This is a genomic window from Micromonospora sp. NPDC000316, from assembly GCF_042898885.1.
In the GTDB taxonomy this organism is placed as follows: Bacteria; Actinomycetota; Actinomycetes; order Mycobacteriales; family Micromonosporaceae; genus Micromonospora.
On sequence record NZ_JBIAZG010000019.1, the window covers coordinates 1 to 26,235 of the forward strand.

A 26,235-nucleotide genomic window follows, 5' to 3' on the forward strand; every position below is an offset into this window, starting at 1 on the left:
TCCGACCTGATCGTGATTCAGGGTTCGAACATGGCCGAGGCGCATCCGGTGGGTTTCCAGTGGGTGATGGAGGCCAAGCGTCGTGGCGCGAAGGTTTTCCACGTCGACCCGCGGTTCACGCGTACCAGTGCGGTGGCTGATTCGTATCTGCCGATCCGGGCGGGCACGGACATCGCGCTGCTGGGTGGGGTGGTGCGCTACATCCTGGACAACGAGCTGGACTTCCGCGAGTACGTGCTGTCGTACACCAACGCGGCGACGATCATCAGCGAGCAGTTCAGCGACACCGAGGACGGCGACGGGTTCTTCTCCGGCTTCGACTCGGAGACCGGAAGTTACGTGCAGGACAGCTGGCAGTACGCGGGTCACGAGGATTCGTCGGGCAGCGGGCACACGGCCAAGGAGCGCGACACCGCGTCCGGTTTGGAGCACGAGTCGCACGGCGCCCAGGTGGGTGGGCAGACCCAACGGGACGAGACGTTGCAGCACCCGCGCTGCGTCTACCAGATCCTCAAGCGACATTTCTCCCGCTACACGCCGGAGATGGTGGAGCGGGTCTGCGGCATCCCGCAGGCACAGTTCCTGGAGTTGGCGCAGGCGTGGACGGCGAACTCCGGCCGGGACCGCACCGGGATGCTGATCTATTCGGTGGGCTGGACGCAGCACAGCGTGGGTGTGCAGTACATCCGGACCGGGGCGATCATCCAGCTGCTGCTGGGCAACATGGGCCGTCCCGGTGGCGGGGTCATGGCCCTGCGCGGGCACGCCAGCATCCAGGGCTCCACCGACATTCCCACGCTGTTCAACCTGCTGCCGGGTTACCTGCCGATGCCGCACCACGCCGATCACCCGAGCTTCGACGAGTGGGTGGACAGCATCCGGCATCCGGGCCAGAAGGGCTTCTGGGGCAACGCCGGGTCGTTCGCCGCCAGCCTCCTCAAGGCGTACTGGGGTGACGCGGCGACACCGGACAACGACTACTGCTACGGCTACCTGCCCCGGCTGACCGGCGACCACGGCACGTACCAGCAGGTGCTGAACATGATCGACGGGAAGATCAAGGGGTACTTCCTGCTCGGCCAGAACCCGGCGGTCGGGTCCGCGCACGGCCGCGCGCAGCGTCTCGGCATGGCCAATCTCGACTGGCTCGTGGTCCGCGACCTGTTCATGATCGAAAGTGCCACGTTCTGGCAGAACGGCCCCGAGGTGGCCACCGGCGAGATCGTTCCGGAGGAGTGCCGCACCGAGGTGTTCTTCCTGCCCGCCGCCTCGCACGTGGAGAAGGAGGGCACGTTCACCCAGACGCAGCGGCTGTTGCAGTGGCGGGAGAAGGCCGTCGAGCCGCCCGGCGACGCCCGCTCCGAGCTGTGGTTCTTCTACCACCTCGGCCGCAAGCTGCGGGACAAGCTCGCCGACTCGACGCTGCCGCGCGACCGCGCGCTGCTCGACCTCACCTGGGACTACCCCACGCACGGTCCGCACGCGGAGCCGAGCGCCGAGGCGGTCCTGCGCGAGATCAACGGGTACGACGTGACGACCGGCCGCCCACTGTCCAGCTTCGCCGAGGCCCGCGACGATGGCACCACCGCGATCGGCTGCTGGATCTACACAGGCGTGTACGCCGACGGCGTCAACCAGGCCGCCCGCCGCAAGTCCCGCCACGAGCAGGACTGGGTGGCCGCCGAGTGGGGCTGGGCCTGGCCCGCGAACCGGCGGATCCTCTACAACCGTGCCTCCGCCGACCCGGACGGCAAGCCGTGGAGCGAGCGCAAGAAATACGTGTGGTGGGACTCGGACAAGGGCGAGTGGACGGGCTACGACGTGCCCGACTTCGAGAAGACCAAGCCGCCGTCGTACCGGCCGCCGCCCGGCGCGTCCGGCACCGAGGGCATCGCCGGTGACGATCCGTTCGTCATGCAGGGCGACGGCAAGGGCTGGCTGTACGCGCCGAGCGGCGTCCTCGACGGGCCGCTGCCCACGCACTACGAGCCTGTCGAGTCGCCGGTGCGTAACCCGCTCTACCGTCAGCAGGCCAACCCGACCCGCAAGTCGTACGCGCACCCGGTGAACTCGGTGAACCCGAGCCCGCCGCAGGAGCACAGCCAGGTCTTCCCGTACGTCTTCACGGTCAGCCGGCTCACCGAGCACCACACGGCCGGGGGGATGAGCCGTACGGTGCCGCACCTCGCCGAGTTGCAGCCGGAGATGTTCGTGGAGGTGTCGCCGGAGTTGGCGGTCGAGCGTGGCCTCACCCACCTCGACTGGGCGCATCTGGTGACCGCCCGCGCGGCCATCGAGGCGAAGGTGCTGGTGACCGACCGGCTCACCCCGCTGCGTGTCGACGGCCGGGTGATTCACCAGGTCTGGTTGCCGTACCACTTCGGTTTCGAGGGTCTGGTCACCGGTGATTCGGCAAACGACCTGTTCGGCATCAGCCTCGACCCCAACGTGCTGATCCAGGAGAGCAAGGTCGGCACCTGCGATGTGCGGCCTGGCCGTCGCCCGAGAGGACAACAGTTGCTGGATCTGGTCGCCGACTACCAGCGCCGGGCCGGGATCACCGCGGGCGGGCACGCGCCGGCCGTCACCACGGACAGTGAGGGGGAGGGACAGGGTGCTTCCTGACCCGAACAGCCTGTACGGGCCGCTCGACCCGGCGCCGGACGCCGGTTATGAGGACGCGCCGCCGCGGATGGGGTTCTTCACCGACACCAGCGTCTGCATCGGATGCAAAGCCTGCGAGGTGGCCTGTAAGGAGTGGAACGGGGTGCCCGGCTCCGGCCTGGATCTGCTGGGCATGTCGTACGACAACACGGGTGCCCTGACCGCGAACTCGTGGCGACACGTCGCGTTCATCGAGCAGCCCCGCCCGTCGGGGCACGGCAGTGCGCCGTTCACGGGTACCCCGACCGGCGGGACGGCCAGTGCGGCGTCGGCGACCGTCGCGGCCGGCACCACCGGCCCGACCGGCACCCAGCCGGGCCTGCCGCCCGGCTCACCGCCGGCGGCCGCCCGCATGTCCGTCGGCGACCATGGCGGTGCCACCGGCGGGCCGGTCGACGTGCTGGGCGCTCCCGTCGCTGCCGGTCCGGCTGGCGGCTCGGCTGCCGGCGCCTCGAATGCCGCAGGCCGGGGCGACGCCGCCGGCGCCCCGCCCGCCGCCGGCCGGGCGGGCGGTCCGGAGTTTCTGGGGATGCCGGGTGCGCGGCCGCCGGGTCGGGGCACGGGCGCGGAGGGGCGTACGGACTTCCGCTGGTTGATGATGTCGGATGTGTGTAAGCACTGCACGCATGCGGCTTGCCTGGATGTCTGTCCGACGGGTTCGTTGTTCCGTACCGAGTTCGGCAGCGTCGTGGTGCAGGAGGACATCTGTAATGGGTGTGGGTACTGCATTTCGGCGTGTCCGTATGGGGTGATTGATCAGCGTAAGGGTGATGGTCGGGCGTGGAAGTGCACGCTGTGTTATGACCGGTTGGGTGTGGGGATGACGCCGGCGTGTGCGCAGGCGTGTCCGACGGAGTCGATTCAGTTTGGGCCGTTGGAGGAGTTGCGGGAGCGGGCGGCGGCGCGGGTGGCGACGTTGCATGAGCGGGGTGTGCCTGAGGCGCGGTTGTACGGGGATGATCCGAATGACGGTGTGGGTGGTGATGGTGCGTTCTTCCTGTTGTTGGATGAGCCGGAGGTGTACGGGTTGCCGCCGGATCCGGTGGTGACGACGCGGGACCTGCCGGCGATGTGGAAACGCGCAGGCCTCGCCGCACTGGCCATGGCCGCGGCAACTGTCGTCGCTTTCGCCGGGAGATCGTCGTGAGTCCACACCGCCCACCGGTGGGCGACCTGTTCCGCCGCTTCCGCGCCCGCCTCGCCGCTCAACCCACCGACCGCCTCGTTGCCGAAAGCGCCGACCGCCTCGCCGCGCAACCTCCCGACAGGCTGGGCGACTCGGCCCGCCGGGCACCACACGAACACACAGGCGCGGCGCACGTCAACGGCGCGGACACACCCACCGACCCAGGCGCACAGCCACCCAGGGCCGCCCCAGCTAGCCGCCGCCGACCCGGCCGGCGCGGCGGCGGCGAGGAACTGCGGGTGCCGGAGGCCGAGTTCACCTCGTACTACGGTCGGCCGATTCTGAAGGCGCCGGTCTGGAAGTGGGACATCGCCGCGTACCTGTTCACCGGAGGGCTGGCCGCCGGCTCGTCGCTGCTCGCCGCCGGAGGGCAGGTCACCGGCCGGCCGGCGCTGCGCCGCGCCGGTCGGGTCACCGCCTTGACCGCCGTGACCGCAAGCGCCGTGTTCCTGATCCACGACCTGGGTCGGCCGGCGCGGTTCCACCACATGCTGCGGGTGGCCAAGCCGACCTCGCCCATGTCGGTGGGCACCTGGATCCTCACCGCGTTCGGGCCGGCCGCCGGGATAGCCGCGATCGCCGAGGGCGCCGGCCTGCTGCCGCGCCACGGCCCGCTCGGACTGGCCCGCCGGGTGCTGCCACCGGTCGGGCACGCCGCTGGGCTGCTCGCCGCCGCCACGGCCCCGGCGCTTGCCACGTACACAGGGGTGTTGCTCGCCGACACGGCGGTGCCGTCGTGGCATGAGGCGTACCCCGAGTTGCCTGTCGTCTTCGCGGGCAGCGCGTTGGCCAGCGGCGCCGGCGTGGGTCTGCTCGCCGCGCCGCCGGCGCAGGCCGGGCCGGCCCGGCGGATGGCGGTGGCCGGCGCGGCCCTGGAACTGTATGGCGCGCACCGGGTGGAGACTCGTCTCGGGTTGCTCAGCGAGCCCTACCGGCTGGGCCGGCCCGGTCGTCTGCTGCGCGCCGGTCGGTTGCTGACCGCCGCCGGGGTCACCGGTGCGCTGCTGGGCCGGCGCAGCCGGACGGTCGGCGTGCTCTCCGGTGCCGCGTTGCTGGCCGCGTCGGTGGCCACCCGGTTCGGCATCTTCTACGGCGGTGTCGCGTCGGCCCGCGATCCGCGCTACACGGTGGTGCCGCAACGCGAGCGGGTGAACGCTCGGCGGGCCGGGACGGATCTGGCGGCTGACTGAGCGTCCACGTCGGCGTTGTGATCGAATGGCCGACGGAGGCGTTCAGGCGGCTGGTGCCCCTCCCGGTCTTCAAAACCGGTGTGGTCCGGGACCCGGGCCAGGCGGGTTCGATTCCCGTCCGTCTCCGCCAACATGGGGCAGGAGATGACGCGATGCGCGACGGTGCGGTGGATCCGCGACGTCGGGTGCCTCGCACCGACACGTTGCTGGCCGACCCGCAGTTGGCCGCGGCCACCTCGACGCTTGGCCGGGATCGGGTCAAGGCGCTCGTCGTGCGGGCGCAGGAGCGGGCCCGCCGAGGCGAGATCAGGCCTGACGAGGTGCGGGACGCGGCGGTCGCCGCGTTGCCGGCGCCGAGCCCTCGCGCGGTGCTGAACGCGACGGGCGTCGTGCTGCACACCAATCTGGGTCGGGCGGCGCTGTCGCCCGCCGCTGTCGCCGCCGTCGTGGCCGCCGCCGGTCACACCGACGTCGAGTTGGACCTGAGCACCGGGCGTCGTGCCCGCCGCGGCCGGGACGCGCTCGCCGCGCTCGCCGCCGCCGTACCCGACGCGGGCGCCGTGCACGTGGTCAACAACGGCGCGGCCGCGCTGGTGTTGGCGGCGACCGCGTTGGCCGCCGGGCGGGAGATCGTGGTCAGCCGGGGTGAGCTTGTCGAGATCGGGGACGGGTTCCGCCTGCCCGACCTGTTGGAGAGCACCGGCGCCCGGCTGCGGGAGGTGGGAACCACCAACCGCACCACAGTCGCCGACTACGCCGCAGTGCTCGGCCCGCAGACCGGCTTCGTGCTCAAGGTGCACCCGTCGAACTTCCAGGTCACCGGGTTCACCTCGGCCACGCCTGTGCGACAACTGGCGACGCTCGGGGTGCCTGTGGTCGCCGACATCGGCTCCGGCCTGCTCGCCGCCGATCCGCTGCTGCCCGACGAACCGAACGCGGCGGCCACCCTGCGTGCCGGCGCGTCGCTTGTCACGGCGAGCGGTGACAAGCTGCTCGGTGGGCCGCAGGCGGGTCTGCTGCTCGGCGACGTCGAGCTGATCGACAGGCTGCGCCGCCACCCCCTGGCTCGTGCGTTGCGCGTGGACAAGCTCACCCTCGCGGCGCTCGCCGCCACCCTGCACCAACCGGCCACCCCGACCCGGGCGGCGCTGCACGCCGACCCGGCCGCCCTGCGGGAGCGGGTGGAGCGGCTTCGTGACCGGCTCGGCGCGGACGGCCGCAAGGCGGAGGTGGTGCCGGCCGTCGCGGTGGTCGGCGGCGGCGGTGCCCCCGGCGTGGAGCTGGACTCGTGGGCGTTGAGCCTGCCCGAACGGTACGCGGCGCCGCTGCGCACCGGAGACCAGCCGATCCTCGGCCGGGTGGTGCGGGGTCGACTCCTGCTCGATCTGCGCTGTGTGCCCGCCGACGCCGACGAGGCTGTCCGCGCGGCCGTGCTCCAGGTGCCTGGGGACGACTGACGTGTTCGTCGTCGCCACCGCCGGGCACGTGGACCACGGCAAGTCGACACTGGTCCGGGCGTTGACCGGCATGGAACCGGACCGGTGGGCCGAGGAGCGCCGCCGGGGCATGACGATCGACCTGGGCTTCGCCTGGACGACGCTGCCGTCCGGCGGCACTGTCGCCTTCGTCGACGTGCCCGGTCACGAGCGGTTCGTGCCGAACATGCTCGCCGGGGTCGGCCCGGTGCCGGCCGCGCTGATCGTGGTCGCCGCCGACGAGGGGTGGATGCCGCAGTCCGCCGAACACCTGGCCGCGCTCGACGCGCTCGGCGTCGCGTACGGCCTGCTGGCGGTGACGCGCGCGGACCTGGCCGACCCGGGGCCGGCGATGGCCCAGGCCCGCGCCGAGATCGCCGCGAGCAGCCTCGGCGCGGTGGAGGCCGTGGCGGTCAGCGGCCGGACCGGCGCCGGCCTGCCGGAGTTGCGGACCGCCCTGGATCGGCTCGCCGGCGGCCTGCCGGCGCCCGCCGTGGACGATCCGGTCCGGCTCTGGGTGGACCGCAGCTTCACCGTGCGCGGCAGCGGCACCGTCGTCACCGGCACCCTCGGCGCCGGTCGCCTCCGGGTGGGCGACGAGGTGGAGGTGGCCGGCACCGAGGAGACGGTCCGGGTCCGTGGCCTGCATTCGCTGGGCGAGGCCCGACCGGAGGCCGCGGCCGTCGCCCGGGTGGCGGTAAACCTCCGGGGTACGCCCCGCGACCTGATCGGCCGCGGCGACGCCCTGCTCACCCCGGGCCGGTTCCACCGCACCGATCTCGTCGACGTCCGGCTCACCGGCGACCCGGCCGCCGACCTGCCGGCCGCCCTCACCCTGCACGTCGGGTCGGCGGCGGTGCCGGTGCGTGTTCGGCCGCTCGGCGTGGACACCGTCCGGCTCCGGCTGGCCCGGCCGCTGCCGCTGCTGGTCGGCGACCGGGCGTTGCTGCGCGACCCGGGGCGGCACCACGTCTCCGGCGGCGTGCGCGTGCTCGACGTGGCGCCGCCGCCGCTGGCCCGCCGTGGGGCGGCGGCGGCCCGCGCGGCGGTCCTCGCCGGCCTGGACGGTCGACCCGACTTGGCCGGTGAGCTGCGTCGCCGCCGGCTGGTCCGCGCCGGCGCGCTGATCCGCATGGGTGTGCCGGCGCAGGTCACGCCGGTGGCCGGTGACTGGCTCGCCGACGCCGAGCACTGGGAGCGGCTGGGCGTCCAACTGACCGAGGAGGTCACCCGCTACGCGCGGGAGCACCCGTTGGAGCCGGGCATACCTGTGGACGCGTTGCGCCAACGCCTCGCCCTGCCCGATCGGGCGCTTGTCGAGGCGTTGGTCCGGCCACCGCTGCGCGTCCACGCGGGTCGCGTCGGGGCGGCGAGCGTGGACGTTCTGCCGGAGCCGGTGGCCCGTGCCGTGCGGCGGGTACGCGCCGAGTACGCCGACCGCCCGTTTCGCGCTCCCGAGGCGGACCACCTCGTCGAGTTGGGCCTGGGGCCCCGGGAGATCGGTGCGGCGGTGCGGGCCGGCGCGCTGCTGCGGCTGGCCGACAACGTGGTGCTGCTTCCCGACGTGCTCGACGACGCGGTGAAGGTCCTGGCCGGGCTGCCCCAGCCGTTCACCCTGTCGGCGGCCCGGCAGGCGTTGGACACCACCCGCCGGGTGGCCGTGCCGCTGCTGGAGTTGCTGGACCGTCGGGGCGCCACCCGTCGACTGCCCGACGACGCCCGGATGATCGTGCCCTGAGCGGCTCGGGCGCGCGGTGGTGTCGCGCCAATGGCCTCCCCGGCCGGTGTCGGTCACCTACGGTGACGCCATGGACCCTTCGGCGGTCTGGCGGGACCGGCAGCACCGGTGGCGGATCGAGGCGTACCGCGCGCCGGACCTGCGGTTCGCCATCTACGCGACAAACGGCCCCACCGAGTCCGTTCCGCTGTGGCTGTTCGGCATGTCGGCGCTGGCCCGGTGGCTGATGTCGCACGCCATCTCACTGGACGACCTGGAGGTCGACTGAGCGCCTGGTGCGCTGCGGCTGAGGTGACAGGGGGTGGCGGGCGGACGGGGGATGCGCGATGGGCGGCCAGCTCGGGCAGTTGGCGTTGGTGGCCGTGCTGGTGCTGGTGAACGCGGCGCTCTCCGGCAGCGAGATGGCGCTGGTGACCCTGCGCGAGGGGCAGCTGCGGCGGCTGGGGCGGCGAACCCGTGCCGGCGAGCGGTTGGCGCGGCTCGTCCGCGACCCGAACCGCTACCTGGCGACCATCCAGTTGGGCATCACCCTTGCCGGTTTTCTCGCCTCGGCGGCCGCCGCCGTGTCGCTGGCCCAACCGCTCGTGGCCCCGCTGGGCTTCCTCGGCGCGGCGGCCCGGCCCGCCGCCGTCGTTGTGGTGACCGTGGCGCTGACATTCCTTACGCTCGTGTTCGGCGAGTTGGCGCCGAAACGGTTGGCCATGCAGCGGGCGGAGCGTTGGGCGCTGCTCAGCGCCCGGCCACTGGACCTGCTCGCCCGGGTGTCCCGGCCGGCGGTCTGGCTGCTCAGTTGGGCCACCGACCTGGTGGTCCGGTTCGCCGGCGGCGACCCACGGGCCAGTCGGGAGGAGATGAGCGAGGAGGAGCTGCGCGAGATGCTGGTCAGCCAGCGGGGCCTGTCGGCCCAGCAGCGGGAGATCCTGAGCGGCGCGTTCGACATCGCCGGCCGGACGCTGCGCGAGATCCTGGTGGCGCGGCGGGAGGTGACCACGTTGCCGGCCGGTCTGGCCGCCGACGAGGGTGTGCGTCGGCTCGCCGCCGCCGGCCGCTCCCGTGCGCCGGTGACCGGCCCTGGCGGGCTGGACGACGTGACGGGCGTGGTGCACATCCGCGACCTGGTGCGGGCCGGCGCGGGCACGGTGGGGCAGTGGTGCCGGGCACCGCTGCTGCTGCCGGTCACCCTGCCGGTCGCCGACGCGCTGCGTCAGCTGCGCCAGGAGCACCAGCAACTGGCCCTTGTCGTCGACGAGTACGGCGGCATCGACGGCATCGTCACCCTTGAGGACCTGCTGGCCGAGGTGGTCGGTGAGTTGTACGACGAGACCGACCGCGACCTGCGGGGCGCGATCCGGGAGCCGGACGGGTCGCTGCTGGTGCCCGGTGACTTCCCGCTGCACGACCTGCCCGATCTGGGGGTGCGGCTGGGCTTTCCGCTGTCACGGGAGTACACAACGGTGGCCGGTCTGGTGCTGGCGCGGCTGGGTCACCTGCCGGGTGGGCCGGGTGAGACGCTGCGGCTGCCCGGGTTGACCATCGAGGTGGTGGAGGTCGCCGACCGGGCGGTGCGGCGGGTGCGGCTGCGCGGCTGCGCCACCGGCCGCTGACCGTCGCCCGAACGGCTGTTGATTCGGGCAAAAACATCCCGAAGTGGCCCTGCGCCACCTAGCGTGCGGTATGTGAAGGACCGAGGGTTTCGCAAGTTCGCCGCCGTACTCGCCGGCCTCGCGGTGATCTACTTCGGCACCGCCGGCCGCAGTCCCGAGGAGGGCCGTGGCATCTCCGGCGGGTTGGTCGTCCTGGCGCTGCTCGCCGCGCTGCTGGTGTGGCACCTGACCCGCCCGGGTGACAAGACGGTCAAGTGAGCCTCACCGGGCGGCGACCCGGGTGACGTCACCGGCGGACTCCTCGCCGAGCGCCACCCGGACCAGCGCCGAGGCCAGGCGGCCGAAGTTCGGCCCGTCGACGAGCCCGGCCAGCCGGTCCGGTGATCCCGGCAGACCGAGCCGCTTCGCGCCGGCCAGCGCACGCCTGTCGGCGTACGGGCGCAGGTCGGACCAGACCGTCTGGGCCTCGCGCAGGTAGATGTCCGCGCCGGTGGGCCCGATGCCGGGAAACTCGGTGAGCCGTCGCCGCAGCCCGGCCGGGTCGCCCTGGGCCTCCCGGTGCAGCCGCCGCAGGTCGCCGTGCCAGCGGTCCAGGCACAGTCGGGCGCCGGTGCCGAGCATGGTGGCGGTCCGCTCGTCGTAGCGGCGGTAGTGGCCCCGGCCCAGCGCGTCGACCCGCTGCTGCCAACTGGCCGCCTCCATCGCCTGCGGGGTGCGGTAGCCGGCCGCGAACAACTCCCGCGCGGCGTCGACGGCCACGCACGCCCGGATCCGGGTGCTCAGCAGGGTGGCCAGCACCAGCAGTTGGTACAGCGGCCCGGGTCGGTCGGAGAGCCGGATCCCGGCCTCCTCCGCGTACGTGTGGCCGCGCCGGTCCAGCAGGACCCGCACCACCGCTCGATCGTCGCCCACGCCCGGTAGGTACCCGCAGCGACGGCGAGTAGCCCTCGCGGCGGCCGGCGGGGCCGGAATGGCGTCGGGTCGGGCGGGTATGCGTGCGGTGGCGGCGGTCGATACCGCCCGCCCTACCTGGAGGGAGACACCTGTGGTCAACCCGCAGCAGGAGGAGTTCCGGCGTAACGCCAAGGGAGCAACCAGTCAGGACAGCAAGGGACCGAAGCCGACCGGGCATCCGCTCAACAGTGGTTCGTCGCGCGGAGACGCCGGTCGGCCGGTGCCCAAGGGGCAGGTGTCGCCGTACGGCCCGGCGGGTGAGCCGGTCGCCGAGGACGACAGCGACACCCGCTAACGGTGGCGTGCTGACGGCCGCCGCAACCTGTTCCAGGTGGCGGCGGCCGTCAGTCCGTACGCCAGGTGCGGAATGATGTCGGAGACCCAGTCGGAGCGCCCCCACGTCCGCGGGTTGCTGATGCCCAGCGCGGTGATCGACCCGTCGGTCATCGCCATGACGCCGGTGCCGAGCACAGCCGTGGACAGGGGCAACGACTGCCGCCGTCCGCCCGCGTAGACCGCGAACGCCACCCCGGCGGCGATGCCCAGCCCGTAGCCGATCAGGGGCCCGAGCCCCGAGCGGCGGGTCGCCGCCCGGGGCTCCGACCCCAGGTTCACGTGCGCGATGTCCGCCAGCCGGCCGACGGTCTGCTCCGGCGTGCTGCTCGCGGGTCGCGCCCGCAGGGCGATGTCCAGAAAGCCGACCACGTTCAGCGCGGTGCTGCCGACCGCGCCCGCGATGGCGCCGTCGGCCAGGTCGACCCTCCTCACTTCGGGTCGCCCGGTTCGCGCTCACCCTTGGGGCCGTAGGTGCGCTCTCCGCGCACGACGCCCCGCTGGCCCCGATCCTCCTGGAGGATCTTGTTGGCGACCTGGTTGGCCTTGCCGTCGGGCACTCGCCGTCCGGAGTCGTCGATGGCGTTGCGCAATCGCGCCCGCTGCTTGTCGTACGCGTTGCTTCCCGGCCGTGGTCCTGGCATCTGCTGCCTCCTTCGTCGCCGTTGGCGTACCGCGGCCGTCTACCCGTCTCGCGGCGTGCCAACCCCCGGTTTCAGCGCGGCGCGCGGATCACGGCGACGGGGCAGTGCGCGTGGTGCAGCACCGACTGACTCACCGACCCCAGCAGCAACCCGGTCACCTCGCCGCGACCCTGCCCACCGACGACGACAAGTTGGGCCGTGCGGGACGCCTCGGCGAGCACGGCGCCGGCGCGGCCCCGTGTGGTCCGGCAGGTCAGCCGCAGCCCTGGGTGGTCCTCGACCAGCCCAGACAGCCACCCGTCGAGCATCCGGTCCTCGTCGGTGTGTAGCCCGGTCTCGTCGTACACCAGAGGTTGCATGTCGCCGGGGCCGCTGCTGCCCGGATGCCGGTAGACGTGCACGGCGTGCAGCGGCACGCCGCGCGTCACGGCGGTCTCGGCGGCGAACTCCGCGGCGCGCCGGGACGCCGCCGAGCCGTCGATCCCGACAAGCACCGGTTCGTCGGGGCGTTGCTCGCCGCGGGCCACCAGGACCGGGCAGTCGGCGTACGCGGCGACCTGCACCGCCACCGAGCCGACGACAAGCGCGGAGAAGCCGCCGAGCCCTCGGTCGCCGAGCACGATGAGCGCTGCGGTGGGGGATTCGCCGACAAGCACGGCGGCGGCCTCGCCGTCGATGATCTCGCCCGAAATCGACAGGCCCGGTACTGTCGCGTCGGCCTCGGCCACCGCAGCGGCGACCAGTTCCTCGGCCTGGTGTCGCAGCCCGCCGCCGGGCGGCGCGTCCGGCGCGGGGGAGACCGGCACGTGCAGTAGCGGCCAGATGAACCCGTGGACGACCCGCAGTGGCCGGTGCCGGCGGGCGGCCTCGATGGCGGCGAGACGCACCGCGCGCAGGGACGGCTCCGAGCCGTCCACGCCGACCACCACCGCCGCGCTGTTCGCCGAGTTCACCGCGTACCTCCCGCCGGCAAGTATCGCGGGCGGGGCGACTCGGCGGAGCGATACCGCCCAGCGGGCCCGGGTCGGTACGCTGGGCGGTGATCGCCGGAGGGAGCGTCGTCGATGGGTGAACCGGCCGAGCCGAGCACCGCCCGCATGATCGACTTTTGGTTGGGCGGGGAGCATCACTTCCCGGTCGACGTGGCCGCCGCGAACGCCTTCGAGCAGGCGTACGGGCCATGTGCTCCGGTCTTTCGCGAGCTGCGGGCCTTTCTCGGTCGGGCGGTGCGGGCGATCGCCGAGCAGGGCGTGGACGGTTTCCTGGTCTTCGGTGCGGGGGTGCCCACGATGGGCAACGTGCACGAGGTCGCCGCGGATGCCACAGTGCTCTACACCGACGTGGATCCGGTGACCATCCGGTTGGGGCAGCGCATCCTCGCCGGCAGCGACCGGGCGGGCTACGGCTACGGTGACGCCACCGACATCGGCACCATCGACCCGGCGCAGCTGCACCGGTTCGTGCCGGGCTGGGGGCGGCGGCCGGTCGGGGTGGTGTTCCTCGGGCTCGCGGCCTTCCTCGACGACGACACGTTGACCCGTACCCTCGACGAGTTGTATGCGGCGGCGGCGCCGGGCAGCCTGCTGGCGCTGGATTTCGACACCGAGGAGCTGGCGGGGCATCCGCGGGCGCTGGCGATGATGGGGCCGGCGTTTCGGATGCGTCCGCCGGCGGCGTTCCCGCCGCTGCTGGGGCGGTGGACGCCGACGCCGGACGGGATCGTCCCGGTCAACAGGTGGCGGCCGGACGGGCCGCCGGTCGAGGTGCCGGACGCGTTCCACGGGGTGCTTGCCACGCGCGACGCCGACTGACCCGCGCCGACCGCCAGTCGGCGGCGTCCGTATGATGCTTGCCCTGTAGCAAGTTTCTGGAGGAGCGAGCATGGTGGACGCGCCGGACGCGGTGTCGCGGGCGCTGCGTGAGGCGTCGCCGGACCAGTTGGCGGAAGCCGCGGACCGGGCGATCCGCTCGGCGCTGGGTGCCGTACGCACCGACGTGTTCGTCGCCGACTACCGGATCAGTGGCCTCTGGCCGGTGCTGGATCCGGACCTACCGGCGGGTGGGTTCCTGGCGTGTCACACAGTGGCGCAGCGCTGTTTCAGCAGTCAGCAACCGGTGCGCGACAGCGCCGACGACGGCGCGTGCCGGCTCTACCTGCCGTTGACGGTGTGGGGGGAGCGGCTCGGCGTGCTGCTCATCGAGCTGCCGGAGGTGCCCGGCGCGGCCGTCACGGGCCGCGCCACCGACATCGCCGGCGACCTGGCGGTGGCGATGCGTGCCGCGGACCGGGAGACCGACCGTTACCGGCGGGTCCGCCGACGTGAGCGGCTCAGCATGGCCGCCGAGATGCAGTGGGACCTGCTGCCGGGTCGCAGCGTGGCGCACCGCGCGTTTCACCTGGCGGGTCAGCTGGAGCCGGCGTACACGGTGGGTGGTGACCACTTCGACTGGTCGTTGGACGGTGACCGGTTGACCCTGACGGTGCTCAACGGCGAGGGCAACGGGCTGGCGGCGTCGCTGCTGACGTCGGTCACTGTGAACGCGATGCGCAACGCGCGGCGCTCCGACGGTGGTCTCGTGGAGCAGGCGGAGCTCGCGTCGGACACGGTCTTCTACCAGCATCGGGGTCGCCGGCACGTGGCCACGTTGCTGCTGGAGCTGGACATCCGGACGGGGCTGACGCGGGCTGTCGACGCCGGCTCGCCGCACATGCTGCGGATGCGCGGCGCGACTGTCGAGCCGATGGAGCTGGAGCAGCAGTTGCCGCTTGGCATGTTCGCCGAGACCCGCTACGAGTTACAGGAGTTCCAGCTCGCGCCGGGTGAGCGCCTCTTCGTCGTCAGCGACGGGGTGTGGGCGGCGGAGCCGGCGGGCCGGGAGCCGTACGGCCAGCGGGCGATGGCGCGTTCCCTGCGTGCCACGCGGTTGCAGCCAGCGACCGAGGCGGTTGGTACGGTGATGCGCGAACTGCACGCCTATCACGCGGATTCCGATCTGCGCGACGATGCCGTGGTGGTCTGCCTGGACTGGCATGGTCCGCGCGAGCGGGACGGCGAATGAGGATCGCCGCCGCGCCTGGCGGGCACCAGCGCGACGACGGCAGGGGACATCGGGTGGAGCGACCTGAGGATCTCGCCTCGGCGATCGAGGCGGCCGCCGAGACGCTGATCGCCGTACTTGACTCGGCGGCGTCGCGACATCCGGTGCCGCCGACCCAGTTGCGGGTGCTGGCGCTGATCAGCAGCCGGCCGGAGACAAACGTCAACAGGTTGGCCGAGCTGTTGGATGTGGTGCCCTCCTCGGCCAGCCGGCTCTGTGACCGGCTGGAGGCGACCGGTCTGCTGCGTCGGGTCGCCGATCCGCGGGACCGGCGGGAGGTGCGGCTGGTGCCGACGGCTGCCGCGCAGACCCTGCTGCGGGAGTTGGCGGAGCGGCGTCAGCACGCGGTGCAGGTCGTGTTGGACCGGATGCCGCCTCGGATGCAGCACGACCTGTTGCAGGCGCTGCGCGCCTTTGCTCGGGCGGCGACCCAGACGGTGCCGGAGCAGCAGACCGACCCGGCTGTGCAGACGGCCTGAGGCGCCACATCCCTCCACTAGCATCCTAGGACGCTCTACGCGTGGTGACCCACCTCACAATGCGGCAACGCCGCACCAACTGAGGCACGACGGCACCCAAGACCCGGCCACGAGCCCGATATAGTGGCAGCGCCCTTACCCGGCCCGCGATCATCGAGATCGCGGGCCGCGTCAGGAAAGAGGTCCCGTCCCGGGGCCGCAGGGGAGCCGGTGGTTGCCGGCCCGACAGCGCGTACGACCTCCGCCGCGCCCGACGACGGCCGGGTGCCGGAGCGTGCCGTGGAGGAGGTTCGGTGTCGCGTCGGCCGGCTCGGGAAGAGCACCCACGGGACATCGACGACCAGACCCCTGGCGACCAGGTGCTCACCCTGCCCAACCTGATCAGCTTCGGGCGACTGCTGGGCGTGCCGATCTTCCTTTACCTGTTCCTGGTAGCCCGCGCGGACGTGGCGGCCGTGATCGTGCTGGTCATCGGCGGCACCACCGACTGGGTGGACGGCTGGATCGCCCGCCGGCTGCGTCAGGTGAGCCGGCTGGGGGAGCTGCTCGACCCGCTGGCCGACCGGCTCTACATCCTCGCCACCCTCGTCGCCTTCACCGTCCGGGAGGTGGTGCCGTGGCAGTTCACCGCGGCGCTGCTGGCCCGGGAGTTGCTGCTGCTCGGCTCGCTGGGGGTGCTGCGCCGCTACGGGTACGGCCCGCCTCCGGTGCACTACGTCGGCAAGACGGCCACCTTCCTGCTGCTCGCGGCGTTCCCGGTGCTGCTGTTGGCGACCGCGGCGACAGGCGTGGCCACGGCCGCCGCCGCCATCGGTTGGGGTCTGGCCTGGTGGGGTCTGGTGCTCTACTGGGTGGCCGGCGCGATGTACGTGGTGCAGGCGGTGCGGCTGGTGCGCGCGGCGCGTGACCCGGGAGCGGCGGCGTGAGCACGACGCCGACGCCGCCCGAGCGGCCCCGCCCGGACCGGGTGTACGCGCCGGACTTCCTCACCGAGCTGTTCCGCAACCCGCTGGACCCGGGGTACGCCGACGCGGCAGCGGCACGCGGGCGTTTGGGCTCGTCGACGCCGGCCCAGGGATGGCGGGCCTGGTCGGGGCGCTCGATCAGCATGTTCGTGGTGGTGGTGCTGGGTTTCCTGTTCGCTGTCGCCTACCGGCAGACGATGGCCGACGAACCGGGGCGCGCTCAGGCACGCTCCGGGTTGGTGGCGCAGATCAAGGATCGGGAGAGTCAGACCGACCGGTTGTCCACGCGCGCGGACCAGTTGCGCGAGGAGGTCAGCCGGCAGCGGGACGCGGCGTTGACCGGGTCGGCGGCGGCGCGGCTGCGGGACCTGGAGGCGAGCACCGGGCTGGGTCGGGTGCGCGGCGACGGCGTGGTGGTGCGGTTGGCGGACGCCCCGGGTAAGGCGGACGCGGTGACCGGTGCGGGTGCGGGGCCACCGCGGGTGCTCTACAGCGACCTGCAGGGTGTGGCGAACGCGCTGTGGAGTGCCGGTGCGGAGGCGGTCGCCATCAACGGGCAGCGGTTGACCTCGACGTCGACGATCCGTTCGGCGGGTGAGGCGATCCTTGTGGATTTCCGGCCGGTGACCGGGCCGTACGAGGTGTCGGCGATCGGTCCGAGGTCGATGCGGCGCGCGTACGACGACAGCCGTAATGCGGCGTTGATGAGGCAGGTCGCGCAGGAGACTGGATTGTCGTTCGGTCTGCGCAGCGCCGATAACCTCACCCTGCCGGCGGCTCCGGAGCCGCAGCTACGCTACGCCAGGCCGTCGGTCAGTCCGAGCCCGTCCGTGTCGGGTGGCCGGTCCGTCAGTCCCGGGTCGTCGGGTTCCCCGCCGACCGCTAGCCCTTCCGGAGGTGGCCGATGATCGCGGTGCTGGCGTTGCTCGCCGGTGTGGTGCTCGGGGTGTGGCTTGATCCCACGGTGCCGGCGGCGTTGCAGCCGTACCTGCCGATCGCGGTGGTTGCCGCGTTGGACGCGGTGTTCGGTGGGGTGCGGGCGAAGTTGGACCGTATCTTCGACGACAAGCAGTTCGTGGTGTCGTTCATCTCGAATGTGCTGGTGGCGGGTCTGATCGTGTACCTGGGTGACCAGTTGGGGGTGGGCGGGCAGTTGTCCACGGGTGTGGTCGTGGTCCTCGGTGTGCGGATCTTCGGGAACGTGGCGGCGATCCGCCGGCACCTGTTCCGGGCGTAGGTTTGAGGCGATGAGCGACGAGCAGACGGAGACGGGGACGGGTTGGCCGCAGCCGGCGGGTCCGGCGCGGCCGGGTGGGCCGGCGGGTGAGCCGGACCCTCGGCCGGATGCGCCGGATCCGGACGAGCTGAGCCCGTTGGCGCCGCACGGCCCGGTGGAGCCGGAGTCGCCGGCTGCGGAGCCGGGGGCGCCGCCGGTCGGTGACGAGGCCGCGACGGTGGATCTGAGCGCGATGCCGCGTCCGGAGGAGCCGGTGGAGCGGTCCGACGGGTTGGCGGAGCTGCCAGTGCGGCGGGCCGGGCCGGTGGTGGCGGGTCGGTGGCGGGTGAGTACGGCCGGGGTGATGATCGCGACGTTGTTGGCGTTGTTGGGCTTCACGCTTGTGGTGCAGTTGAAGACGACGTCGACGGATCCGACGTTGGGGGCGACGCGTCAGGAGGACCTGGTGCGGATCCTGTCGGATCTGGATGCGCGGGAGAACCGCCTTCAGCAGGACATTCGGGCGTTGGAGGACAGTCAGCGGCAGTTGGCCTCGGGTGAGCAGGGTCGTCAGGCGGCGTTGGACGAGGCGACCCGTCGGGCGGACGAGCTGGGCATTCTGGCGGGCACGTTGCCTGCGGTGGGGCCGGGGTTGACTGTGCAGTTCACCGGTGGGGTCAAGCCGATCTCGGCGAACCGGGTGTTGGACGCGGTGCAGGAGTTGCGGGGCGCGGGCGCGGAGGCGATGCAGATCTCCGGTGGTGACCGGGTGACGGTGCGGGTCATCGCGTCGACGTACTTCCTGGATGGGGAGAACGGTTCGCTTGTGGTGGAGGGGCGGCGGTTGGCGGCTCCGTTCACGATCACGGTGATCGGTGATCCGGCGACGATGCGTACGGCGTTGAACATTCCTGGCGGGGTGGTCGCGTCGGTCCGGGGTGACGGCGGTAACGTGACGTTTGGGGAGCGTGAGGTTGCCGAGGTTTCGGCGCTGCACCTGCCGATCGAGTTGGAACACGCCCGTCCGGTCTCCTGACCGGCGCGGCCGCGCCGGGCCCGGGTGGTCCGGGGCACCGATGGATGAGGACGCGTCTGGTGATTCCCGAGGATCTGCGATACACCGCCGAGCATGAGTGGGTGGCGGGTGACGGCACGGGTTCGGCCCGGGTCGGCATCACGCACTTCGCGCAGGACGCGCTGGGCGACATCGTGTACGTGCAGTTGCCCGAGGTCGGTGCGGTGGTGGCGGCCGGTGATTCGTTGGGTGAGATCGAGTCGACCAAGAGTGTGTCGGAGATCTACGCGCCGGTGGCGGGTACGGTGGCGGCGCGCAACGAGGCGCTGGGTGACACACCCGAGTTGATCAACACTGATCCGTATGGTGCGGGTTGGTTGGTGGAGATCACGCCGAATGACCCGACCGCTGTGGACGGGTTGCTGACGGCGGGTGCGTACCAGAAGATCACCGAAGGCTGAGTGTGCTTGATCCGGCGGGCGGGTTGTCTGCGCGCGTCCGGTTGCCCTGCATTTCGGCGCTGGCTAGGCTCGCCCAGTCGACCGAGAAACCATTAGTTGAGCGTTGCGGAATTGCCTTCCCGGGCACGGGGAGCCAGCCGCCGGGTGTTCGAGTGCCCGGCGGCCAGACCCGCCATTACCCGACGCCGACCGAACAGATCCGTGAGGTGGTCCCATGACGCGGCCAGACGACGAGTTCCCCCCGCTCGACGTCACTTCGACGCTCAATCTCGGTTCGCTCGACGAAGTGCTGGAGGGGCCGGACACCGATGTGGTGCCGAGCCGGATGTCCGGTTCGCTGCCGCCCGGTATGGCGCTGCTGGTGGTTCGTCGCGGTCCGAATGCGGGTGCCCGGTTCCTGTTGGACCACGATGTGACGACAAGTGGCCGGCACCCGGACAGTGACATCTTCCTCGACGACGTGACGGTGTCGCGTCGGCACGCTGAGTTCCACCGGGATGGTGGCACGTTCACGGTGCGGGATGTGGGCAGCCTCAACGGCACGTACGTGAATCGTGAGCGGGTCGAGGCGGCCACGTTGAGCAATGGTGACGAGGTTCAGATCGGTAAGTTCCGGGTGGTGTTCATCGCCGGTCCGCGCCCGGAGGAGGAGGCCGGCCGGGGGTGAACGAGCCTGCGGCCTCCACGCCACCCGGGGCGGCCCGGTCCCAGCCGCTGATGAGCATCGGTGAGGTGCTGGGGCAGTTGCGGGTGGATTTCCCGGACACGACGATTTCGAAGTTGCGGTTTCTTGAGGCCGAGGGCCTGGTGGAGCCGCAGCGGACGGCGGCGGGTTACCGGAAGTACAGCTGGGATGATGTGGCGCGGTTGCGGTTTGTGCTGTCCGCGCAGCGGGACCGGTATCTGCCGTTGCGGGTGATCCGTGAGCAGTTGGCGGAGTGGGATTCGTCCGGTGAGCAGCCGGGGCGTTCGCGGCCTTCGTTGGTGGCGGTGGGTCCTGATGGTGCGGTGCCGGGTCGGGAGTCGGTGGAGCCGGCCGAGTCGTCGCAGGTGCGGCTCGGCCGGCTTGATCTGGTGGCCCGTAGTGGGATCGACGAGTCGACGTTGACGGAGTTGGAGCGGCTCGGTTTTCTCGTGCCGGATCCCCCGGGGTGGTATGACGCGGATGCGTTGATCATCGCGTCGGCGGTGGCGGGGTTGGCGGCGTACGGGTTGGAGCCGCGGCATCTGCGGGGTTACCGGAGCGCGGCGGACCGTGAGGTTGGATTGTTCGCTCAGTTGGTGGCGCCGTTGGCGCGGCAGAGTGATCCGGCGGCGCGGGCGCGGGCTGCGGAGACGGCGCGGGAGTTGGTGGCGTTGTCGGAGCAGTTGCACGCGGCGTTGGTGCGGGTGGGTCTGCGGTCGACGTTGGGTCGGTGAGGGTCCCGGTGGGCGGCGGCGGAGCGGAAAGATCTCTTTCGGGAAGCGTGCCGTAGGCTTGCCGGGGTAACCCCTTTCTGGCGCGGTTGTGGTGCTGTAGCGCATGGGACGGCCGTGTCGCGGTCCGTGTACCGTGCAGGGAAGGGCGCGGTGCGTAGGTTGACGACGACACGGAGGCGGCGGTGCGCGAGCTGAGCGTGGTCGGAGTTCGGGTGGAGCTGCCCAGCAACCAGCCGATCGTCCTGCTCAGGGAGGTCGAGGGGGACCGCTATCTGCCGATCTGGATCGGCGCGGTCGAGGCCACGGCTATCGCTTATGAGCAGCAGGGGGTCAAGCCGGCCCGTCCGTTGACGCATGATCTTCTGCGGGACGTGTTGGCGGCGTTGCAGGCGCCGTTGCAGGCGGTGGAGATCACCGAGCTCAAGGAGAACGTGTTCTACGCGGATCTGTTGATCGGCGATGGGGTGCGGGTGTCGGCGCGGCCGAGCGATTCGATCGCGTTGGCGTTGCGGGTCGGTGCGCCGATTCGTTGTGCGGAGCAGGTCCTCAGCGAGGCGGGGATCGTTATCCCTGACGAGCAGGAGGACGAGGTGGAGAAGTTCCGCGAGTTCCTGGAGCAGGTGCGTCCGGAGGATTTCGCGGGCTGACGGGCTCGGGTCCGGGTGGCTGATCACTGTGGGTGATGCCCGGCCGGTTGGTGATCTTTCTTGGTGGGTGCGCGGCGTGTCGCGCCGGTTCCTCCGTGGTAACTCCTGAGCGTGGCGATAGGGTTGCCGTGTCGAGGGGTGCGCGTCCCGGAAACGACGCGTCGCCGCACTGACGGGGAGGTTGTCCGGATGCACGAGCCGCAGGATTCCGATCCGGGTACACAGTTGAGCGAGCCGGGCGCGTCGTCGTCGGGTGCGGCGACTGAGAGTGACGGTTCGGTGGGCTACCGAGGTGTGACGGCGTGTCACGCGGTGGGCATCAGTTATCGGCAGTTGGATTACTGGGCGCGTACGACGCTTGTGGTGCCGAGCGTGCGGGACGCGTCGGGTTCGGGGACGCAGCGGCTGTACTCGTTCCGCGACCTTGTGGTGTTGAAGGTCGTGAAGCGGTTGTTGGACGCGGGGGTGTCCCTGCAGAACATCCGTAAGGCGATCGAGGCGTTGCGGTCGCGTGGCGTGGAGGATCTGGCCGGGATCACGCTGATCTCTGATGGGACGACGGTGTACGAGTGCCGGTCTCCGGAGGAGGTGGTCGACCTGTTGCAGGGTGGGCAGGGCGTGTTCGGGATCGCGATCAGTGGCGCTTTCAAGGAGATCCAGGGGTCGTTGTCGCATCTGCCGGCGGAGCCGGCGGCGAGCGGTCCGGTGGAGCCGGCGGTGGCGTCGGCTGTGGATCCGGGGGGCGACGAGTTGGCGGCGCGGCGGGCGCGGCGTCGCGCGGGCTGAGTTCGCGGGTTGCGGTGTGACCGGCTGGTGACCGTGGGTCAGGCCGGGTGGCTCGGGTGGTGGTTCCCCGGGCTGTCGATTCCACAGTGGACGCCGTGGGTGGTTGTCCGGTTGCCGAGTGTGGAGCTTGAGTCTGTCTTTGGTGACTCTGTGTGCGCGGTGTGGTGAGAATCGGATAGGGGGGCCCGGACCGCTGGTTGGCGGCACGCTATGGTCCGAACGGCCAAGCGGTGCGGCGTCGTGACTTAGCGGGTGCCGCGCCGGTGGGCCGTTTGCCCCTCCGCGCTGCCCGGCGCGATTTCTCACCCCGGAAGGAACGACCGTGACGGTTACCCAGGAAGCCGCTCCCGTCTCGCACTACGACCGCATCGGCGGTGCGAACGCTGTGAAGGCGGCCGTCGAGCTGTTCTACGACAAGGTGCTCGCCGATCCTGACCTGGCTGACTATTTCGCCACTGTGGACATGGTGGGTCAGCGCCGGCACCTGGCCCTGATGTTGGCTGTGGTGTTGGGCGGCCCGAACGAGTTCGACGGCCGCGGGTTGGCCGAGGCGCACCAGCCGCTGGGCATCACTGTGGAGCAGTACGCGTTGGTGGGTGGGCACCTGAGCGCGGCGTTGACCGAGTTGGGTGTGCCGGCGGACATCCTTGCCGACGTGCAGGCGGTGCTGGCGCAGGTGCAGGACCAGGTGGTGGCCGCCGGGACGCGTCCGGGCGCCTGAGCGTGGACGCGGCCCGACTCAAGCAGAGCTGGTCGGTGGTCGCCGGGCACGGCGATCAGGTGCCGCTCTATTTCTATTCGACGTTGTTTCTGGCCCATCCCGAGACGCGGCAGATGTTCCCCACGAACATGGCCGGTCAGCGGGACCGTCTGGTGACCGCGCTGGGGCACATCGTGTCGCACGTGGACCAGGTGGATCGGCTGGTGGGTTACCTGCAGGATCTCGGCGGGGACCACCGTAAGTTCGCGGTGCGCGCGGAGCACTACCCGGCGGTCGGTGAGGCGCTGCTGGCGACGTTGCAGCATTTCTTGGCGGAGCAGTGGACCGATGAGCTGGCCCAGGAGTGGGCGGCGGCGTACGGGCTGATCGCGCAGGTGATGACGGAGGCGGCGCAGGCCGCGGAGGCGGTGAACCCGCCGTGGTGGGTGGCGGAGATCGTTGCCCATGAGCGGCGGGCGTTCGACGTGGCGGTGTTGACGGTGCGCCCGCAGTATCTGTTGCCGTTCGTGCCGGGTCAGTCGATCGGGGTGTCGCATCCGTCGGTGCGGTCCTGGCGGTATTACTCGCCGGCGAACGCGCCGCGCGCGGACGGCACGTTGGAGTTGCACGTGCGGGCCGCGCCGGGTGGTGTGGTGTCGTCGCGGTTGGTGTACGGCTCGGCGGTGGGTGATGTCGTGCATCTGGCCGCGCCGGTGGGGGAGCGGCTGGCGTTGTGGCCGGCGGGTTCCAGTGATCTGTTGCTGCTGGCGGCGGGCACCGGCTGGGCGCCGGTGAAGGCGTTGGTGGAGCAGGTCGCGGCGGAGGGTTCCCGCCGCCGGGTGGATCTGTATGTGGGTGCCCGTTCACGTGGCGAGTTCTACGACAGCGACGCGATCGACAAGTTGGCGTCGTCGTGTCCGTGGTTGACGGTGACGTACGTGGAGGGTGCGGACGTGTCCCGGCCCGGTGAGTTCGTGCACGTGGTGGATCGGGCGTTGGCCGATGGTGATTGGCGCTCGCGGCACGTGTACGTGTGCGGGTCGGACGAGATGGTGTCGCATTCGGTGCAGGTGTTGGCCCGGGCGGGCTATCACGCGGGTCAGGTGCACCACGAGGGCCTGGGCGCGCAGTGGTACGGCGCGTCGTGGCGTACGTCGGTGCAGCAGCAGTCAAACGAAAGGGGTGAGCAGTGAGCGCGACCCCGATCAGCCGGTACGACGGTGTGCAGGTCTCCGGTGGTGTGCAGGTGCGGATGACGGCCGACCGGGTCCGGCGGTGGGAGTTCGGTGCGGCGCCGTTCACGCGGCGTGGCTATGACAGTGCCGACGTGGACCGGTTCCGGATGCAGGTCGCCGACGAGTTCGATCTGATGGCGACGCAGGTCGCGAATCTGCGGGCGGAGATTGAGCGCCTCACCGACCGGGTGGAGTTGCATCGGCACGGGGTGATCCCGAGCGCGGGTGCGGCGGCGAGGACGCCGGCGGCCAAGGAGGTGAATCTCCTCTCGGCGGCGCAGCGCGAGGCGGAGCAGATCATCGCGCAGGCGCATGACTACGCGCGGCGGGTCGCCGAGTACGCCCGGGTGCAGTACGAGAGTTACATGCGGGCCGCGGCGGAGGAGGCGAAGCAGGAGGCCGAGCGGGCGGTGGCGGAGTACCGCGCGTCGGCCGGGTCGAGCTTCGACGACACGGTGGCGACCCGCGAGGCGTTGCGGATCTTCGGCGAGATGATGGTGTCGCACATGCAGGCGGCGGCGCGGCATCTGGACGACGGCAGTGAGCAGTTGGCGCGCACGATGGACCGGATCGCGAGCCAGACGCCGGGGGCGCCGTTCGTGGGCGGTGTGTCGGGGCAGGCGGCGCTGCCGCGTCACCACCAGCGGTGATCGTCGCGGGGGTGGGGTTCGTCGTTGACGAGCCTCACCCCTGTGGGTGTTGGACGGCGTCGGTGATCGGCGTCGACCCGCCGACGAGTTCCAGTGTCGCGCCGGCGGTGTGGGGGGTGTCGAGGAGCGCGGCGAGGACGTGGGCGACGTCGGCGCGGCTGATCGCGCCGCTGCCGGCGTGCCGGGTGAGCGTGACCTGTCCGGTGGGTGCGTCGTCGGTGAGCCGGCCGGGGCGCAGCACCGTCCAGGCCAGGTCGCGGGCGCGGAGGTCGTCTTCGGCGGCGCGTTTGGCCCGCAGGTACGCGGCCCACACGTCGTCGGTGCCGGCGGTCGGTGGGTCGTCCACACCCATCGAGGAGACCAGCAGGTAGCGGTGGACGCCGGCGCGGGTGGCGGCGTCGGCGAGCAGCGCGGCGGCGGCCCGGTCGACGGTGTCCTTGCGGGCGGTGCCGCTGCCGGGGCCGGCTCCGGCGGCGAAGATCACCGCGTCGGCGTCGGCGAGGTGCCCGGCGAGTGTGCCGACGTCGGTGTGTTCGAGGTCGCAGACGATCGGGGTGGCGCCGGCGGCGCGCAGCGCGTCCGCCTGGTCGGGGTTGCGGATGAGGCCGACGGCGGTGTCGCCGCGGTCGGTGAGGTGACGTTCCAACAGCAGGGCGATCTTGCCGTGGCCTCCGGCGATGACGACGCGCATCCTGCCAACCTACCGGTTGGGGTTCGCCGTCGGCTGCCGCGTTGAGGCAGCATGGGAGGGTGACGGAGAGCCTGGAGGTGTTGGCGTCGCTGCTGGCCGGCGGGCGGGTGGTGGTGCTCAGCGGCGCGGGCCTGTCCACCGAGTCCGGCATCCCGGATTACCGGGGACCCAGCGGGGTGGCGCGGCGGCACACCCCGATGACGTTCCAGGCGTTCACCGGTGATCCCCTCGCCCGGCAGCGGTACTGGGCGCGCAGCCACCTGGGGTGGCGGTTGATCGCGCGGGCCGCCCCGAACGCCGGGCATCGGGCGGTGGCGCGGCTGCAACGCGCCGGCCTGGTCGACGCGGTGATCACCCAGAACGTGGACGGGCTGCACGGGGCTGCCGGCAGCGGGTCGGTGGTGGAGTTGCACGGTCGCCTCGACGAGGTGACATGCCTGGACTGCGGCAACCTGACCTCCCGGGAGGAGGTGGACCGGCGGCTGCGCGAGGCCAACCCGGGCTTTGTGGCCCGTGTCGCCGCGGTCAACCCGGACGGTGATGTGGATCTCCCCGATGAGCAGGTGACCGCGTTCCGGCCGGTGGACTGCGGGATCTGCGGGACGGGGATGCTGAAACCGGACGTGGTGTTCTTCGGCGAGACGGTGCCGCCGCAGCGGGTGGCGCGGTGCTTCGCGCTCGTGGAGCAGGCGCGGGCGTTGGTGGTGCTCGGGTCGTCGTTGACGGTGATGTCGGGCCGCCGGTTCGTGATCCGCGCGGCGAAAGGCGGCATTCCGGTGGCGATAGTCAACCAGGGACCGACCCGGGGTGACGCGTACGCCACCGTGTGCGTCGACGCGCCGTTGGGTGAGGTGCTGCCCGCGCTTGCCGACCGGGTGACCGGCGGGGTGCGGGTGTGAGGGCCCGGGGGTAGGACATCTGCCGGTAACACCGACGCTGGTAGCGTTGACCATGCCGGTAGCACCCACGTGGGAGAGACCGCCCGACAGCACCCGGGGCGGCGCCGAAGGGGCAAATCCTCCCCGGAACCTCTCAGGCAAAAGGACCTCGTGGGCAGGCACTGTGGAGCGCTCTGTGGGCGTGA

30 protein-coding genes, 1 tRNA gene and 1 riboswitch are annotated in these 26,235 nt (G+C 71.7%); of the genes, 26 read left to right on the plus strand and 5 right to left on the minus strand.

Annotation, left to right across the window (positions count from 1 at the left end):
• The 9 genes from fdh to ACFY2Q_RS26220 form a co-directional block, all read left to right on the plus strand.
• On the plus strand, positions 1–2,625 hold a 2,625-nt coding region (gene fdh, locus ACFY2Q_RS26180; protein WP_387134590.1), incomplete at its 5' end, for a formate dehydrogenase.
• The gene (locus tag ACFY2Q_RS26185) at positions 2,615–3,811 is read left to right on the plus strand and encodes a 4Fe-4S dicluster domain-containing protein (protein WP_387134593.1); all 1,197 of its coding nucleotides are present in this window, start codon (positions 2,615–2,617) and stop codon (positions 3,809–3,811) included. The genes fdh and ACFY2Q_RS26185, both read left to right, overlap by 11 nt.
• A 272-nt stretch (positions 3,812–4,083) precedes the next feature.
• Positions 4,084–5,040 carry an NrfD/PsrC family molybdoenzyme membrane anchor subunit gene (nrfD, locus tag ACFY2Q_RS26190; protein ID WP_387134831.1) on the plus strand — a complete coding sequence of 319 codons (957 nt, stop codon included), beginning with the start codon at positions 4,084–4,086 and terminating at the stop codon, positions 5,038–5,040.
• Positions 5,041–5,074: 34 nt separating this feature from the next.
• Positions 5,075–5,170 (plus strand) — tRNA-Sec (locus tag ACFY2Q_RS26195).
• A gap of 22 nt (positions 5,171–5,192) precedes the next feature.
• Positions 5,193–6,497: an L-seryl-tRNA(Sec) selenium transferase gene (gene selA / locus ACFY2Q_RS26200; protein WP_387134596.1), complete on the plus strand. Its 1,305-nt coding sequence runs from the start codon at positions 5,193–5,195 to the stop codon at positions 6,495–6,497.
• A 1-nt stretch (position 6,498) separates the two neighbouring features.
• On the plus strand, positions 6,499–8,253 hold the full coding sequence (selB, locus tag ACFY2Q_RS26205) for a selenocysteine-specific translation elongation factor (RefSeq protein ID WP_387134599.1): 1,755 nt from the start codon (positions 6,499–6,501) through the stop codon (positions 8,251–8,253).
• Between the two features lie 70 nt (positions 8,254–8,323).
• Positions 8,324–8,521: a hypothetical protein gene (locus tag ACFY2Q_RS26210; RefSeq protein WP_184187418.1), complete on the plus strand. Its 198-nt coding sequence runs from the start codon at positions 8,324–8,326 to the stop codon at positions 8,519–8,521.
• A gap of 58 nt (positions 8,522–8,579) precedes the next feature.
• Positions 8,580–9,857 carry a hemolysin family protein gene (locus tag ACFY2Q_RS26215; protein WP_387134602.1) on the plus strand — a complete coding sequence of 426 codons (1,278 nt, stop codon included), beginning with the start codon at positions 8,580–8,582 and terminating at the stop codon, positions 9,855–9,857.
• Between the two features lie 72 nt (positions 9,858–9,929).
• On the plus strand, positions 9,930–10,115 hold the full coding sequence (locus ACFY2Q_RS26220; protein WP_387134604.1) for a hypothetical protein: 186 nt from the start codon (positions 9,930–9,932) through the stop codon (positions 10,113–10,115).
• Positions 10,116–10,118: 3 nt separating this feature from the next.
• On the opposite strand, the gene ACFY2Q_RS26225 is transcribed toward ACFY2Q_RS26220, so the two are convergent.
• Complete coding sequence (locus tag ACFY2Q_RS26225) at positions 10,119–10,769, minus strand: hypothetical protein (RefSeq protein ID WP_387134606.1); 651 nt, start codon at positions 10,767–10,769, stop codon at positions 10,119–10,121.
• Between the two features lie 133 nt (positions 10,770–10,902).
• Here ACFY2Q_RS26225 and ACFY2Q_RS26230 point away from each other — a divergent pair, with 133 nt between their 5' ends.
• The gene (locus ACFY2Q_RS26230; RefSeq protein WP_328654239.1) at positions 10,903–11,106 is read left to right on the plus strand and encodes a hypothetical protein; all 204 of its coding nucleotides are present in this window, start codon (positions 10,903–10,905) and stop codon (positions 11,104–11,106) included.
• Here the strand turns inward: ACFY2Q_RS26230 and ACFY2Q_RS26235 are convergent.
• The 3 genes from ACFY2Q_RS26235 to ACFY2Q_RS26245 all read right to left on the minus strand — a co-directional run bounded on the left by ACFY2Q_RS26235 (position 11,103) and on the right by ACFY2Q_RS26245 (position 12,741).
• Positions 11,103–11,579, minus strand: a complete 477-nt coding sequence (locus ACFY2Q_RS26235) for a hypothetical protein (protein WP_387134608.1) — start codon at positions 11,577–11,579, stop codon at positions 11,103–11,105. The genes ACFY2Q_RS26230 and ACFY2Q_RS26235 overlap by 4 nt on opposite strands.
• Complete coding sequence (locus ACFY2Q_RS26240; protein WP_053661037.1) at positions 11,576–11,788, minus strand: hypothetical protein; 213 nt, start codon at positions 11,786–11,788, stop codon at positions 11,576–11,578. The genes ACFY2Q_RS26235 and ACFY2Q_RS26240 overlap by 4 nt, the downstream gene beginning before the upstream one ends.
• A 71-nt stretch (positions 11,789–11,859) precedes the next feature.
• Positions 11,860–12,741 (minus strand): universal stress protein, encoded by an 882-nt coding sequence (locus ACFY2Q_RS26245; protein ID WP_387134611.1) that lies wholly within the window; start codon positions 12,739–12,741, stop codon positions 11,860–11,862.
• Positions 12,742–12,852: 111 nt separating this feature from the next.
• On the opposite strand from ACFY2Q_RS26245, the gene ACFY2Q_RS26250 reads away from it, so the two are divergent.
• The 15 genes from ACFY2Q_RS26250 to ACFY2Q_RS26320 all read left to right on the plus strand — a co-directional run bounded on the left by ACFY2Q_RS26250 (position 12,853) and on the right by ACFY2Q_RS26320 (position 24,460).
• Complete coding sequence (locus tag ACFY2Q_RS26250) at positions 12,853–13,599, plus strand: SAM-dependent methyltransferase (protein WP_387134613.1); 747 nt, start codon at positions 12,853–12,855, stop codon at positions 13,597–13,599.
• A 70-nt stretch (positions 13,600–13,669) separates the two neighbouring features.
• The gene (locus tag ACFY2Q_RS26255; protein WP_387134616.1) at positions 13,670–14,848 is read left to right on the plus strand and encodes a PP2C family protein-serine/threonine phosphatase; all 1,179 of its coding nucleotides are present in this window, start codon (positions 13,670–13,672) and stop codon (positions 14,846–14,848) included.
• A 53-nt stretch (positions 14,849–14,901) separates the two neighbouring features.
• Positions 14,902–15,366: a MarR family winged helix-turn-helix transcriptional regulator gene (locus ACFY2Q_RS26260; RefSeq protein WP_387134619.1), complete on the plus strand. Its 465-nt coding sequence runs from the start codon at positions 14,902–14,904 to the stop codon at positions 15,364–15,366.
• A 293-nt stretch (positions 15,367–15,659) separates the two neighbouring features.
• A complete protein-coding gene (locus ACFY2Q_RS26265) occupies positions 15,660–16,292 on the plus strand; it encodes a CDP-alcohol phosphatidyltransferase family protein (protein WP_387134622.1) in 633 nt (210 codons plus the stop codon).
• Positions 16,289–17,239, plus strand: a complete 951-nt coding sequence (locus ACFY2Q_RS26270; protein WP_387134624.1) for a DUF881 domain-containing protein — start codon at positions 16,289–16,291, stop codon at positions 17,237–17,239. Before ACFY2Q_RS26265 ends, ACFY2Q_RS26270 begins: the two co-directional genes overlap by 4 nt.
• Complete coding sequence (locus tag ACFY2Q_RS26275) at positions 17,236–17,568, plus strand: small basic family protein (RefSeq protein ID WP_007460356.1); 333 nt, start codon at positions 17,236–17,238, stop codon at positions 17,566–17,568. Before ACFY2Q_RS26270 ends, ACFY2Q_RS26275 begins: the two co-directional genes overlap by 4 nt.
• A gap of 10 nt (positions 17,569–17,578) precedes the next feature.
• A complete protein-coding gene (locus ACFY2Q_RS26280; RefSeq protein ID WP_387134626.1) occupies positions 17,579–18,583 on the plus strand; it encodes a DUF881 domain-containing protein in 1,005 nt (334 codons plus the stop codon).
• 59 nt (positions 18,584–18,642) lie between these two features.
• Positions 18,643–19,023, plus strand: coding sequence for a glycine cleavage system protein GcvH (gcvH, locus tag ACFY2Q_RS26285; RefSeq protein WP_387134629.1), 381 nt, complete (start codon positions 18,643–18,645; stop codon positions 19,021–19,023).
• 214 nt (positions 19,024–19,237) lie between these two features.
• Entirely contained in the window at positions 19,238–19,690 is a 453-nt protein-coding gene (locus tag ACFY2Q_RS26290) for an FHA domain-containing protein (protein ID WP_007071101.1), read from the plus strand.
• A gap of 50 nt (positions 19,691–19,740) precedes the next feature.
• Positions 19,741–20,442: a MerR family transcriptional regulator gene (locus ACFY2Q_RS26295; protein WP_387134834.1), complete on the plus strand. Its 702-nt coding sequence runs from the start codon at positions 19,741–19,743 to the stop codon at positions 20,440–20,442.
• Between the two features lie 182 nt (positions 20,443–20,624).
• The gene (locus ACFY2Q_RS26300; RefSeq protein WP_007460347.1) at positions 20,625–21,089 is read left to right on the plus strand and encodes a bifunctional nuclease family protein; all 465 of its coding nucleotides are present in this window, start codon (positions 20,625–20,627) and stop codon (positions 21,087–21,089) included.
• Positions 21,090–21,278: 189 nt separating this feature from the next.
• Positions 21,279–21,875, plus strand: coding sequence for a MerR family transcriptional regulator (locus tag ACFY2Q_RS26305; protein WP_387134632.1), 597 nt, complete (start codon positions 21,279–21,281; stop codon positions 21,873–21,875).
• A gap of 322 nt (positions 21,876–22,197) precedes the next feature.
• Entirely contained in the window at positions 22,198–22,596 is a 399-nt protein-coding gene (locus ACFY2Q_RS26310) for a group 1 truncated hemoglobin (RefSeq protein WP_387134635.1), read from the plus strand.
• 2 nt (positions 22,597–22,598) lie between these two features.
• Positions 22,599–23,768 (plus strand): globin domain-containing protein, encoded by a 1,170-nt coding sequence (locus ACFY2Q_RS26315; protein ID WP_387134638.1) that lies wholly within the window; start codon positions 22,599–22,601, stop codon positions 23,766–23,768.
• A complete protein-coding gene (locus ACFY2Q_RS26320; protein WP_387134641.1) occupies positions 23,765–24,460 on the plus strand; it encodes a DivIVA domain-containing protein in 696 nt (231 codons plus the stop codon). The genes ACFY2Q_RS26315 and ACFY2Q_RS26320 overlap by 4 nt, the downstream gene beginning before the upstream one ends.
• A 34-nt stretch (positions 24,461–24,494) precedes the next feature.
• Here ACFY2Q_RS26320 and ACFY2Q_RS26325 read toward each other — a convergent pair whose 3' ends face one another.
• Positions 24,495–25,151, minus strand: a complete 657-nt coding sequence (locus tag ACFY2Q_RS26325; RefSeq protein WP_387134644.1) for an SDR family oxidoreductase — start codon at positions 25,149–25,151, stop codon at positions 24,495–24,497.
• Positions 25,152–25,210: 59 nt separating this feature from the next.
• On the opposite strand from ACFY2Q_RS26325, the gene ACFY2Q_RS26330 reads away from it, so the two are divergent.
• A complete protein-coding gene (locus ACFY2Q_RS26330; RefSeq protein ID WP_387134647.1) occupies positions 25,211–26,050 on the plus strand; it encodes an NAD-dependent protein deacetylase in 840 nt (279 codons plus the stop codon).
• A 60-nt stretch (positions 26,051–26,110) separates the two neighbouring features.
• Positions 26,111–26,209, plus strand: a riboswitch (glycine riboswitch).
• Positions 26,210–26,235: the final 26 nt, after the last annotated feature.

Bases quoted from the DNA above. Each gene is read 5' to 3' on its own strand.
- selA (WP_387134596.1), top strand. From the start codon at position 5,193: ATGCGCGACGGTGCGGTGGATCCGCGACGTCGGGTGCCTCGCACCGAC.
- ACFY2Q_RS26210 (WP_184187418.1), top strand. From the start codon at position 8,324: ATGGACCCTTCGGCGGTCTGGCGGGACCGGCAGCACCGGTGGCGGATC.
- ACFY2Q_RS26215 (WP_387134602.1), top strand. From the start codon at position 8,580: ATGGGCGGCCAGCTCGGGCAGTTGGCGTTGGTGGCCGTGCTGGTGCTG.
- ACFY2Q_RS26240 (WP_053661037.1), bottom strand. From the start codon at position 11,788: ATGCCAGGACCACGGCCGGGAAGCAACGCGTACGACAAGCAGCGGGCG.
- ACFY2Q_RS26250 (WP_387134613.1), top strand. From the start codon at position 12,853: ATGGGTGAACCGGCCGAGCCGAGCACCGCCCGCATGATCGACTTTTGG.
- ACFY2Q_RS26255 (WP_387134616.1), top strand. From the start codon at position 13,670: ATGGTGGACGCGCCGGACGCGGTGTCGCGGGCGCTGCGTGAGGCGTCG.
- ACFY2Q_RS26275 (WP_007460356.1), top strand. From the start codon at position 17,236: ATGATCGCGGTGCTGGCGTTGCTCGCCGGTGTGGTGCTCGGGGTGTGG.
- ACFY2Q_RS26280 (WP_387134626.1), top strand. From the start codon at position 17,579: ATGAGCGACGAGCAGACGGAGACGGGGACGGGTTGGCCGCAGCCGGCG.
- ACFY2Q_RS26290 (WP_007071101.1), top strand. From the start codon at position 19,238: ATGACGCGGCCAGACGACGAGTTCCCCCCGCTCGACGTCACTTCGACG.
- ACFY2Q_RS26295 (WP_387134834.1), top strand. From the start codon at position 19,741: ATGAGCATCGGTGAGGTGCTGGGGCAGTTGCGGGTGGATTTCCCGGAC.
- ACFY2Q_RS26305 (WP_387134632.1), top strand. From the start codon at position 21,279: ATGCACGAGCCGCAGGATTCCGATCCGGGTACACAGTTGAGCGAGCCG.
- ACFY2Q_RS26325 (WP_387134644.1), bottom strand. From the start codon at position 25,151: ATGCGCGTCGTCATCGCCGGAGGCCACGGCAAGATCGCCCTGCTGTTG.